The sequence below is a fragment of the Pseudomonas sp. GD04091 genome (genome assembly GCF_029836165.1).
Taxonomy (GTDB): domain Bacteria; phylum Pseudomonadota; class Gammaproteobacteria; order Pseudomonadales; family Pseudomonadaceae; genus Aquipseudomonas.
In genome coordinates this window covers 68,071-79,860 of sequence record NZ_JAOEBG010000019.1, presented here as the reverse complement: position 1 = coordinate 79,860, position 11,790 = coordinate 68,071, and the positions used below count along the sequence as shown (strand labels likewise).

Genomic DNA, 11,790 nt, shown 5'->3' with positions numbered 1-11,790 from the left:
AGCCGGATTACTTGCCTTTGCGCAATTGCTGGACCGTACGCAGCTGAGCTGCAGCCTCGGCCAGACGTGCGGCGGCAGCACCGTAGTCGAAGTCCGAGCCTTTCGTGTTCAGTGCGTTCTCGGCAGCCTTGAGGGCTGCCTGAGCCTGTGCTTCGTCCAGGTCGGCAGCGCGCTGCACGGTGTCGGCAAGAACCTTGACCATGTTCGGCTGCACTTCGAGGAAGCCACCGGAGATGTAGAACACCTCTTGAGTGCCACCCTGCTTGGTCAGCGTGATCGGACCTGGCTTGAGATTGGTGATCAGCGGCGCGTGGCCTGGAGCGATACCCAGATCGCCCAGGTTGCCGTGCGCTACTACCATCTCGACCAAGCCGGAGAAGATCTCTCCTTCCGCGCTGACGATATCGCAATGGACTGTCATAGCCATCTGCTTGCCTCAACCTGATTAGCGCCCCTTGCGGGGCGCCGGGATTACAGTTTCTTGGCTTTCTCGATCGCTTCGTCGATGCCGCCGACCATGTAGAACGCTTGTTCTGGCAGGTGGTCGTAGTCACCTTTGAGGATGCCGCTGAAGCCAGCGATGGTGTCCTTGAGCGAAACGTACTTGCCTGGCGAGCCGGTGAAGACTTCGGCCACGAAGAACGGCTGCGACAGGAAGCGCTGGATCTTACGAGCACGGGCAACCAGTTGCTTGTCGCTTTCGGACAGCTCGTCCATACCCAGGATCGCGATGATGTCCTTCAGCTCTTTGTAGCGCTGCAGAACATACTGGACCTGACGGGCAGTTTCGTAGTGCTCGGTACCGATCACGTTCGGGTCCAGCTGACGGGAAGTCGAGTCCAGTGGATCGACCGCTGGGTAGATACCCAGGGAGGCGATGTCACGGGACAGTACGACGGTGGCGTCGAGGTGGGCGAAGGTGGTGGCTGGCGACGGGTCGGTCAGGTCGTCCGCAGGTACGTATACGGCCTGGATCGAGGTGATCGAACCTTCCTTGGTCGAAGTGATGCGCTCTTGCAGCACGCCCATCTCTTCAGCCAGGGTCGGCTGGTAACCTACTGCCGAAGGCATACGGCCCAGCAGTGCGGATACTTCGGTACCGGCCAGGGTGTAACGATAGATGTTGTCGACGAACAGCAGAACGTCGTTACCTTCGTCACGGAACTTCTCGGCCATGGTCAGGCCGGTCAGCGCAACGCGCAGACGGTTTCCTGGTGGCTCGTTCATCTGACCGTAGACCAGCGCTACCTTGTCGAGAACGTTGGAGTCCTTCATCTCGTGGTAGAAGTCGTTACCCTCACGAGTACGCTCACCCACACCGGCGAACACGGAGTAACCGCTGTGCTCGATGGCGATGTTACGGATCAGTTCCATCATGTTCACGGTCTTGCCGACGCCGGCACCGCCGAACAGGCCAACCTTACCGCCCTTGGCGAACGGGCAGACCAGGTCGATAACCTTGATGCCGGTTTCCAGCAGGTCGTTGCCGCCTGCCTGGTCAGCGAACGAAGGAGCGGCGCGGTGGATACCACGACGCTCTTCTTCGCCGATCGGGCCAGCTTCGTCGATCGGGTTGCCCAGGACGTCCATGATACGGCCCAGGGTGGCCTTACCAACTGGAACGGAGATGGCCGCGCCGGTGTCGACGACGTCCAGACCGCGCTTCAGACCTTCGGTCGAGCCCATCGCAATGGTACGAACCACGCCGTCGCCCAGCTGCTGCTGAACTTCCAGGGTGGTTTCCGCGCCTTGTACTTTCAGCGCGTTGTAAACACTCGGCACGGCATCACGTGGGAATTCCACGTCGATGACGGCGCCGATGATTTGAACGATACGTCCGCTACTCATAGCTGGATCCTCTGAATATTTGAACCGTTAAACCGCGGCAGCGCCGCCGACGATTTCCGAGATCTCCTGGGTGATCGCAGCCTGACGCGCCTTGTTGTAGATCAGCTGGAGTTCGCTGATCAGGTCACCGGCGTTGTCTGTGGCGTTTTTCATGGCGATCATCCGGGCCGCTTGTTCAGCAGCGTTGTTCTCGACCACCGCCTGGTACACCTGCGACTCCACGTAACGCACCATCAAGCCGTCCAGCAGCTCTTTTGCGTCGGGTTCGTACAGGTAGTCCCAGTGGTGCTTGAGTTCCTGATCCGGGGTTGCCACCAACGGTACCAACTGCTCTACCGTCGGTTTTTGGGTCATGGTGTTGATGAACTTGTTCGAAACCACCGAGAGGCGATCGATACGGCCGTCCAGGTAGGCGTCCAGCATCACTTTGACGGAGCCGATCAGATCGTTGATCGATGGCTCTTCGCCCAGGTGGCTGATCGCGGCTACGACGTTGCCGCCAAAGATGCGGAAGAAGGTCGCACCCTTGCTGCCGATCACGCACAGGTCGATTTCCACGCCCTGTTCGCGGTTTTCGTTCATGTCCTTGACCAGGGCCTTGAACAGGTTGGTATTCAAGCCACCGCACAGACCACGGTCACTGCTCACCACGATATAACCGGCGCGCTTTACAGGGCGCTCGATCATGAACGGGTGGCGGTATTCCGGGTTGGCGTTGGCCAGATGACCGATCACCTGGCGGATACGCTCCGCGTAAGGACGGCTAGCAGCCATGCGCAGTTGTGCCTTGCGCATCTTGCTGACCGCCACTTTCTCCATGGCGCTGGTAATTTTTTGCGTGCTTTTGATGCTCGCAATCTTACTGCGAATCTCTTTTGCGCCTGCCATGTATCACCTATCAGGTTAGCAAGCGGGGACCGGAGCCCCCGCTGCGGCTTACCAGGTCTGGGTGGCCTTGAACTTCTCGATACCGGCTTTGATGCCAGCGTCGATTTCGTCGTTGAAGTCACCCTTCACGTTGATCTTGGCCATCAGTTCGGCGTGATCACGGTTGAAGTAGGCGATCAGAGCTTGCTCGAAGCTGCCGACCTTGGAAACTTCGACGTCGGTCAGGAAGCCACGCTCGGCGGCGTACAGCGACAGGGCCATGTCCGCGATGGACATCGGCGCGTACTGCTTCTGCTTCATCAGCTCGGTAACGCGCTGACCATGCTCCAGCTGCTTGCGGGTCGCTTCGTCCAGATCGGAAGCGAACTGGGCGAATGCCGCCAGTTCACGGTACTGAGCCAGAGCGGTACGAATACCACCGGACAGCTTCTTGATGATCTTGGTCTGAGCGGCACCACCTACGCGGGATACCGAAACACCGGCGTTCACTGCTGGGCGGATGCCCGAGTTGAACATGGCCGATTCCAGGAAGATCTGACCGTCGGTGATCGAGATCACGTTGGTCGGAACGAACGCGGAAACGTCGCCAGCCTGGGTTTCGATGATCGGCAGAGCGGTCAGGGAACCGGTTTTGCCAGTCACTGCGCCGTTGGTGAACTTCTCGACGTACTCTTCCGAAACGCGCGATGCACGCTCCAGCAGACGGGAGTGGAGATAGAACACGTCGCCTGGGTACGCTTCGCGTCCTGGCGGACGGCGCAGCAGTAGGGAGATCTGACGGTAGGCAACGGCCTGCTTGGACAGGTCATCGTAAACGATCAGAGCGTCTTCACCGCGGTCACGGAAGTATTCGCCCATGGTGCAGCCGGCGTACGGAGCCAGGAACTGCAGTGCGGCGGATTCCGAGGCGCTGGCGGCAACCACGATGGTGTTGGCCAGGGCGCCGGCTTCTTCCAGCTTGCGAACCACGTTGGCGATGGTCGACTGCTTCTGGCCGACGGCCACGTATACGCAGAAGATACCGCTGTTACGCTGGTTGATGATCGCGTCGACCGCCATGGCGGTCTTGCCGATCTGACGGTCACCGATGATCAGCTCACGCTGGCCACGGCCAACCGGGATCATGGCGTCGACCGACTTGTAGCCAGTCTGTACAGGCTGGTCTACCGATTTACGCCAGATAACGCCCGGAGCGACCTTTTCGACCGCGTCGGTTTCGGTGGTGGTCAGAGGACCCTTGCCATCGATCGGGTTACCCAGAGCGTCGACGACGCGGCCCAGCAGGCCTTTGCCGACCGGAACTTCCAGGATGCGACCGGTGCACTTGGCGCTCATGCCTTCGGCCAGGGTGGTGTACGCACCCAGGACAACTGCACCCACGGAGTCTTGCTCCAGGTTCAGTGCCATGCCGTAGACGCCGCCAGGGAACTCGATCATTTCGCCGTACATGACGTCGGCCAGACCGTGGATCCGCACGATACCGTCGGAAACGCTTACGACGGTACCTTCGTTGCGGGCTTGGGAGCCGACATCGAGTTTCTCGATGCGACCCTTGATGATTTCACTAATTTCGGAAGGATTGAGTTGCTGCATTGCTCTGCTGCCCCTTCAAACTCAAGATTTCAATGCTTCGGCCAGTTTCGCGATCTTGCCGCGAACCGAGCCATCGATTACCAGGTCGCCGGCGCGGATCACGACGCCACCGATCAGGCTGGCATCCTCCGTCGCGTGCAGGCGCACTTCCCGGCTGAGCCGTGCACTGAGAACCTTGGCGAGTTTGTCTTGCTGTTCTTGGTTCAACGCAAAAGCACTGGTGACTTCCACGTCCACGGATTTCTCTTGCTCGGCCTTGTACAGGTCGAACAGCGACGCAATCTCCGGCAGAAGCAGGAGACGGTCGTTTTCCGCGGCAACGTGAATGAAATTCTGTGCCTGAGCGTCGAACTTGTCACCGCACACTTCAATGAATGCGGCGGCCTTGTCTGCGCTAGTCAGTTGCGGGGCCTTGAGCAGGCGCTGCATGGTGCCGTCTTCCGACACCGCAGCAGCCAGGCCGAGCATGGCTGACCAATTGGCCAGTTGCTGATGGGCCTGGGCATACTCAAAGGCAGCCTTAGCGTAAGGTCGGGCCAACGTGGTCAGTTCTGCCATGATCGCCCTCGCTTAAATTTCAGCGGCCAGTTTGTTAACCAGCTCCGCATGCGCGTTTTGATCGATTGTGGCGCCAAGGATCTTTTCAGCACCGCCAACGGCCAGGGCACCCACTTGGGCACGCAGGGCGTCTTTGACGCTGTTCAGTTCCTGTTCGATCTCGGCTTGAGCCTGAGCCTTCACACGGTCAGCTTCGACGCGAGCCTGTTCACGGGCTTCCTCGACAAGCTGAGCAGCGCGTTTCTTGCTTTGCTCAATGATTTCAGCTGCCTGTGCCTTCGCTTCACGCAGTTGCTGACCCGCTTTCTCTTGGGCCAGCTCCAGGTCGCGAGCTGCGCGGTTGGCAGCGTCCAAGCCGTCGGCAATCTTCTTTTGGCGCTCTTGCAGGGCAGTGATGACCGGAGGCCATACGTACTTCATGCAGAAGAGTACAAAAATCAGAAAAGCAACGGATTGGCCAATCAGGGTTGCATTAATGTTCACGCCAACACCTCGCTCGGTCTTTGTCCATCACACCAATCAACTCGTAAGAAACGAGTGATTAGCCGGCGATCTGACCAACGAAGGGGTTCGCGAAGGTGAAGAACAGAGCGATACCAACACCGATCATGGTTACGGCGTCGAGCAGACCGGCAACGATGAACATCTTGACCTGCAGCATCGGAACCATTTCTGGCTGACGAGCAGCGCCTTCCAGGAACTTGCCGCCCAGCAGGCCGAAACCAATGGCGGTACCCAGAGCACCCAGGCCGATCAGCAGAGCAACAGCGATAGCGGTCAGACCAACTACAGTTTCCATCTTTCCTCCCGACTTTTACGTCGTATTGGTTAGGTTTTTAGTTTGAAGCGGTAAAACAAATCGTTTTTGATACAGCTGCCCTTGCGGACTTTTTAAGCCCTCCCCCCGAACAAGCGGGGAAGGCTATCAGACACGCCAGGCGGTCTTAATGGTTATCTTCGTGAGCCATCGACAGGTAGACGATGGTGAGCATCATGAAGATGAAGGCTTGCAGGGTGATGATCAGGATGTGGAACACAGCCCACGCCCACTGCAGCACGATACCCAGGCCGCTGAGCCAGAGGATGCCGGCGCCGAACATCACGGCGATCAGGATGAACACCAGCTCGCCGGCGTACATGTTGCCGAACAGACGCAGGGCCAGCGAGATCGGCTTGGCGATCAGGGTGACGAATTCGAGCAGGAAGTTCACCGGGATCAGCAGGATCTGCAAGAAGATGTTCTTGCTGCCGAACGGGTGCAGGGTGAGCTCGCCGATGAAGCCGCCCAGGCCCTTGACCTTGATGCTGTAGAAGATGATCAGGGCGAACACGCAGAAGGCCATGGCCAGGGTCGCGTTCGGGTCGGTGGTCGATACGGCACGGAACGGAATGTGCGGATCACCGGAGATCAGGATGGCCAGCTGGGGAATCCAGTCGACCGGTACCAGGTCGATGGCGTTCATCAGGAACACCCAGACGAAGATGGTCAGCGCCAGTGGGGCGATCACCGGGCTGCGGCCGTGGAAGGAGTCCTTCACGCTGCCGTTGACGAAGTCCACCAGGACTTCGACGAAGTTCTGCAGGCCGCCGGGTTGGCCGGAAGTCGCCTTCTTGGCCGCCATGCGGAAGATGAACAGGAAGATCAGACCCAGCGCAACGGACCAGCCCAGGGTGTCCAGGTGGAACGCCCAGAAGCCCATTGCCTTGGCTTCTGCAGCCGAATGGGCGAAGCCCCAGCTGCCGTCTGGTAGTTGACCGTAGGTCAGGTTCTGCAAGTGGTGCTGGATATAGCCCGAAGCGGTTTCTGCTGCCATGGTTGCCTCAAACGCCCTAAGGTCTCGAAAGTCTTTTATTCATCAGCAGGGGCGCGAACCAGCTGACCAATAGGGTCAGCACGAAGACGCCGAATACTGCCAACGGCGCCAATGGCTTCACTCCTGCGAAGGTCAGTGCGAACAGCACTGCCGTCAAAATCATCTTGCCTGCCTCGCCTGCGTAGAACGACTTGACGATGGCCTGCGCCGCCCGGGCTCCGCTGAAGCGAAATGCCTTCCAGGCGAAATACACATTGGGCAGCCAGGCAATCAAGCCTCCACAGAGACCTGAATATCCACTGACCACCCCTTTCCACTGCCACAACACCAGCGTTGCCAGCAGCAGTACGGCAAATTGTGCCAACAGTACCGGGAAAACTGCCCAGCGATGGAAAGGCAGGCGGTTTGGCGTGCGGATTTCCATCTCAACTGCTCCTCGGAAGTCGACCACCTAGTCAGCAATGACTTGGCATAATTTGTGCCGACAAAATGCGCGCAGAGTATAGGGGTGGATTAACCCCTATTCAACTCTTCGGTAGTGATTTCCGACTGCGCGCTACAACGGGAATTGTTTCAGCGGATGTGAGCAAGCACGCCTTGCAACTCGTCAAGCGAGTTGTAGCGAATAACCAACTGGCCCTTGCCCTTGTTGCCATGGCGAATTTGCACCGCCGAGCCCAGGCGCTCTGCCAGACGCTGCTCGAGGCGGGCGATATCCGGATCAGGTTTGCTCGCTTCGACCGGCTCAGGTTTGCCGTTGAGCCACTGGCGCACCAGTGCCTCGGTCTGGCGCACGGTCAGGCCGCGTGCGACAACATGACGCGCCCCCTCTTCCTGGCGATCTTCCTCGAGGCCGAGCAGCGCACGGGCGTGGCCCATCTCCAGATCGCCATGGGCGAGCATGGTCTTGATCGCCTCGGGCAACGAGATCAGGCGCAACAGGTTGGCCACGGTGACCCGCGACTTGCCGACGGCATCGGCCACCTGCTGCTGGGTCAGTTCGAACTCCTGCTGCAGGCGCTGCAGGGCCAACGCCTCTTCCAGCGGGTTCAAGTCCTCGCGCTGGATGTTCTCGATCAGCGCCATGGCGATGGCGGCTTCGTCGGGCACTTCGCGGACCATGGCCGGTACAGTGTCCAGGCCAGCCTGCTGCGTAGCGCGCCAACGGCGCTCACCGGCGATGATCTCGTAGCGGTTGTCGCCGATCGGACGGACCACGATCGGCTGCATGACGCCGTGGGTGCGGATCGAATGCGCCAGTTCTTCCAGCGCCTCGGGATCCATGTCACGACGTGGCTGGTATTTGCCGCGCTGGATCAGCTCGACCGGCAGGTGTTGCAGTTCTTTCTGGTCGATCTTCACTGCCTGCTCTTCGAGCGCGCTGACGGAAGGACCACTGAGCAGAGCATCCAACCCACGTCCGAGACCGCGTTTCTTGATGGCCATGCGGATTCCTTAAGTTGTTTGTGCAGTGCGTGATGGACGGCGCTGACGGCGAACCAGTTCCCCGGCCAGCGCCAGATAGGCGAGCGCGCCCCGGGATTGCTTGTCGTAGGCCAGTGCCGGCATGCCGAAGCTGGGCGCCTCGGCCAGGCGGATGTTGCGCGGAATCACCGTGTCGTACAGCTGGTCGCCGAAGTGTTCCTTGAGCTGCGCCGAAACATCGTTGTTCAAGCTCAGGCGTGGGTCGTACATGGTCCGCAGCAGGCCTTCGATCTTCAGCTCCGGGTTCAGGCGCGCGGCGATGCGCTTGATGTTGTCCACAAGGTCGCTGAGACCTTCCAGCGCGTAGTACTCGCACTGCATGGGGATGATCACGCCATCGGAGGCGACCAGGGCGTTGAGCGTCAGCATCGACAGCGACGGCGGGCAGTCGATCAGGATGTAGTCGTAGTTGTCACGGATCGGCGCCAGCGCGTTGCGCAGGCGGCTCTCCTTCATCTGCATCTCGAGCAGGACCACTTCGGCAGCGGTCAGGTCACGGTTGGCCGGCAACAGCTGGAAATTGCCGTGCTCGGAGTAGTGCATGGCCTGGGCCAGGTCGCACTCCCCGATCAGCAGGTCGTACACCGAGTGTTCGAGCTCGTGTTTATCCACACCGCTGCCCATGGTGGCGTTGCCCTGTGGATCGAGGTCGATCAGCAGCACGCGACGCTTGGTCGCGGCCAGCGATGCGGCGAGATTGATACAGGTGGTGGTCTTGCCCACACCACCCTTCTGGTTCGCGATTGCGAATACCTTAGCCATTGTTGCGTGTGTTCCCAGTCATGCCTTGCGGCGCAGTATCAGCAGATGGCGCTGGCCCTGGCAACCTGGAACGGTCAGGGCCTGCTCGCTTTCCACTGTGAAGTCTGCGGGCAATGCTACCAGTTCGTCGGCAGGATGCAGCCCCTTCATTGCAAGCCATTGCGTCCGGGCATCCCCCAGGTGGCGTGTCCAGTTGGTGAAATTCTCCATGCTGCTGAAGGCCCGGGAGATGATTCCGCAGAACGGTTGCGCGGGCTGGACCTCTTCGACGCGGCTGTGGATAACCGTCAGGTTGTCCAGCTTGAGCTCCATTTTCACCTGGGTGAGGAAGCGGGTCTTCTTGCCATTGCTGTCGAGCACCGTCACCTGCTTGTGCGGATACAGGATCGCCAGCGGGATGCCGGGCATGCCGCCGCCGCTGCCGACATCCAGCCAGCGCTGGGTGTCATTGTGGATAAACGGCATGACGCTGAGGCTGTCGAGCAGATGGCGCGAGACCATCTCGTCCGGGTCACGCACCGCGGTCAGGTTGTAGGCCTTGTTCCACTTGATCAAAAGGGCCAGGTAACCCAGCAGAAGTTCATGCTGCTGCGTGCTCAGCTCGACACCGAGCTGGCGCGCGCCTGTGGACAACTCTTCGGCGTGTTGCGGGGTGACCAGGGAACTCAAGCGCTTTGCTCCAATTCGCGGCCAGCGCCGCGTTTTTTCAAGTGAATCAGCAACAGGGAAATCGCCGCCGGGGTAACACCGGGGATGCGCGAAGCCTGGCCCAGGGTTTCGGGGCGGGTCTGCTCGAGCTTGCCCTGGATCTCCTTGGACAGGCCGGAGATCGTGGTGTAGTCGATATCCACAGGCAGACGCGTATCTTCGCTGGCGCGCAGCCGGGCGATCTCTTCCTGCTGGCGGTCGATGTAGCCGGCGTACTTGGTCTTGATTTCGACCTGTTCGGCAACCTGTGAATCGATCACTTCACCGCCGGTCGCTTCGATCAGCCCAGCGTAGTCGACTTCCGGGCGGGCCAGCAGGTTGAGCAGGCTGTATTCGTGGGCCAGCGGCGTGCCGAACTTATCCACAATGGCTTGGCCCTGTGGCGTACCCGGGCGAACCCAGGTGCTCTTCAGTCGCTGTTCCTCACGCTCGATACCTTCGCGCTTGGCGCAGAACGCGGCCCAGCGTTCATCGTCGATCAGTCCCAGCTCCCGGCCCTTCTCGGTCAGGCGCAGGTCGGCATTGTCCTCGCGCAGGATCAACCGGTACTCGGCACGCGAGGTGAACATGCGATACGGCTCCTGGGTACCCAGGGTGATCAGGTCGTCGACCAGTACGCCGATGTAGGCCTCGTCGCGACGCGGGCACCAGCTTTCACGGCCCTGGGCGCGCAGCGCGGCGTTGGTCCCGGCCAGCAGGCCCTGGGCGCCGGCCTCTTCGTAACCGGTGGTGCCGTTGATCTGGCCGGCGAAGAACAGACCGCCGATGACCTTGGTCTCGAGGCTGTACTTCAGGTCGCGCGGATCGAAGTAGTCGTACTCGATGGCATAGCCGGGGCGAACGATGTGGGCATTTTCCATGCCGCGGATCGAGCGGACGATCTCCAGCTGCACGTCGAACGGCAGCGAAGTGGAAATGCCGTTGGGGTACAGCTCATGGGTGGTCAGGCCTTCCGGCTCGATGAACACCTGATGGCTTTGCTTGTCGGCGAAACGATGGATCTTGTCCTCGATCGACGGGCAATAGCGCGGGCCGATGCCTTCGATCACGCCCGAGTACATCGGCGAGCGGTCGAGGTTCGAGGCGATGATCTCGTGGGTGCGGGCATTGGTGTGGGTGATCCAGCAGCTCACCTGACGCGGATGCATCTGCGCATTGCCCATGAACGACATCACCGGAATCGGCGTATCGCCTGGCTGTTCGGTCATCACCGAGAAATCCACCGAGCGGCCATCGATACGCGGCGGCGTGCCGGTCTTCAGTCGGCCGACGCGCAGCGGCAGTTCACGCATGCGGTGGGCCAGGGCGATGGCGGGTGGATCACCGGCACGACCACCGGAGTAGTTCTGCAGGCCGATGTGGATAAGTCCGCCGAGGAAGGTGCCAGTGGTCAGCACCACGGAATCGGCAAAGAAACGCAGACCCATTTGCGTGACCACGCCTTTCACCTGGTCCTGTTCGACGATCAGGTCGTCGCAGGACTGCTGGAATATCCACAGGTTCGGCTGGTTTTCCAGGATCTCGCGCACCACCGCCTTGTAGATGGCGCGGTCCGCCTGCGCACGGGTGGCGCGCACCGCCGGACCCTTGCGGTTGTTCAGAACGCGGAACTGGATGCCGCTCTTGTCGGTGGCCAGCGCCATGGCGCCGCCGAGCGCATCGATTTCCTTGACCAGGTGGCTCTTGCCGATGCCACCGATGGCCGGGTTGCAACTCATGTGACCGAGGGTTTCCACGTTATGGGTCAGCAGCAGGGTTTTCACACCCATGCGTGCGGACGCAAGCGCAGCCTCGGTACCGGCATGGCCGCCGCCGATGACGATCACTTCAAAACGGGAAGGGAAATCCACCACGCACCTCGTGCCTGTTTTTGCGAATAGAGAAGGTAAGCGGACAAGTATAGGGACTTCCGCCCCTTCAAAGGAACCTTCTGAGCAAAAATTGAGCAGGCTGTGGATGAGTGGCAGGCAAAAGAAAACAAAGAGGAAAAATTTAAAAAAGCTTTGTTTTTATGTTTATGTTTAGGCGACCTACTGTCTGTGCATAAGTGCCTAGAGGCCAGATATTCTGGGATGTACAGAGAATTATAACCCTGTGTCGAAATGGGCCTGGGGGTTCTGGATACTGCTGTTTA

At 59.9% G+C, this 11,790-nt stretch carries 13 protein-coding genes; all 13 read right to left on the bottom strand.

The features are described from left to right. Positions 1-7: 7 nt before the first annotated feature. Positions 8-427 (bottom strand): F0F1 ATP synthase subunit epsilon, encoded by a 420-nt coding sequence (locus tag N7422_RS20305; RefSeq protein ID WP_279808217.1) that lies wholly within the window; start codon positions 425-427, stop codon positions 8-10. A 44-nt stretch (positions 428-471) separates the two neighbouring features. Next, entirely contained in the window at positions 472-1,848 is a 1,377-nt protein-coding gene (gene atpD, locus N7422_RS20300; RefSeq protein ID WP_279808216.1) for a F0F1 ATP synthase subunit beta, read from the bottom strand. 27 nt (positions 1,849-1,875) lie between these two features. Continuing rightward, positions 1,876-2,736: a F0F1 ATP synthase subunit gamma gene (atpG, locus tag N7422_RS20295; protein WP_051096516.1), complete on the bottom strand. Its 861-nt coding sequence runs from the start codon at positions 2,734-2,736 to the stop codon at positions 1,876-1,878. A gap of 48 nt (positions 2,737-2,784) precedes the next feature. Beyond that, entirely contained in the window at positions 2,785-4,329 is a 1,545-nt protein-coding gene (atpA, locus tag N7422_RS20290; protein WP_279808215.1) for a F0F1 ATP synthase subunit alpha, read from the bottom strand. 21 nt (positions 4,330-4,350) lie between these two features. Continuing rightward, complete coding sequence (locus N7422_RS20285) at positions 4,351-4,887, bottom strand: F0F1 ATP synthase subunit delta (protein ID WP_279808214.1); 537 nt, start codon at positions 4,885-4,887, stop codon at positions 4,351-4,353. 12 nt (positions 4,888-4,899) lie between these two features. Further along, positions 4,900-5,370: a F0F1 ATP synthase subunit B gene (locus tag N7422_RS20280; RefSeq protein ID WP_023383136.1), complete on the bottom strand. Its 471-nt coding sequence runs from the start codon at positions 5,368-5,370 to the stop codon at positions 4,900-4,902. 58 nt (positions 5,371-5,428) lie between these two features. Next, positions 5,429-5,686 carry a F0F1 ATP synthase subunit C gene (gene atpE, locus N7422_RS20275; RefSeq protein WP_003097235.1) on the bottom strand — a complete coding sequence of 86 codons (258 nt, stop codon included), beginning with the start codon at positions 5,684-5,686 and terminating at the stop codon, positions 5,429-5,431. A gap of 145 nt (positions 5,687-5,831) precedes the next feature. After that, positions 5,832-6,701: a F0F1 ATP synthase subunit A gene (gene atpB / locus N7422_RS20270; RefSeq protein WP_085676551.1), complete on the bottom strand. Its 870-nt coding sequence runs from the start codon at positions 6,699-6,701 to the stop codon at positions 5,832-5,834. A gap of 16 nt (positions 6,702-6,717) precedes the next feature. After that, positions 6,718-7,125, bottom strand: a complete 408-nt coding sequence (locus N7422_RS20265) for a F0F1 ATP synthase subunit I (protein WP_279808212.1) — start codon at positions 7,123-7,125, stop codon at positions 6,718-6,720. A 149-nt stretch (positions 7,126-7,274) separates the two neighbouring features. Beyond that, positions 7,275-8,147 carry a ParB/RepB/Spo0J family partition protein gene (locus N7422_RS20260; RefSeq protein WP_279808211.1) on the bottom strand — a complete coding sequence of 291 codons (873 nt, stop codon included), beginning with the start codon at positions 8,145-8,147 and terminating at the stop codon, positions 7,275-7,277. A 9-nt stretch (positions 8,148-8,156) separates the two neighbouring features. Next, positions 8,157-8,948, bottom strand: a complete 792-nt coding sequence (locus N7422_RS20255; protein ID WP_279808210.1) for a ParA family protein — start codon at positions 8,946-8,948, stop codon at positions 8,157-8,159. An 18-nt stretch (positions 8,949-8,966) separates the two neighbouring features. Continuing rightward, positions 8,967-9,617, bottom strand: a complete 651-nt coding sequence (rsmG, locus tag N7422_RS20250) for a 16S rRNA (guanine(527)-N(7))-methyltransferase RsmG (RefSeq protein ID WP_279808209.1) — start codon at positions 9,615-9,617, stop codon at positions 8,967-8,969. Next, positions 9,614-11,506 carry a tRNA uridine-5-carboxymethylaminomethyl(34) synthesis enzyme MnmG gene (gene mnmG / locus N7422_RS20245; RefSeq protein WP_279808208.1) on the bottom strand — a complete coding sequence of 631 codons (1,893 nt, stop codon included), beginning with the start codon at positions 11,504-11,506 and terminating at the stop codon, positions 9,614-9,616. The genes rsmG and mnmG overlap by 4 nt, the downstream gene beginning before the upstream one ends. Positions 11,507-11,790 lie beyond the last annotated feature (284 nt).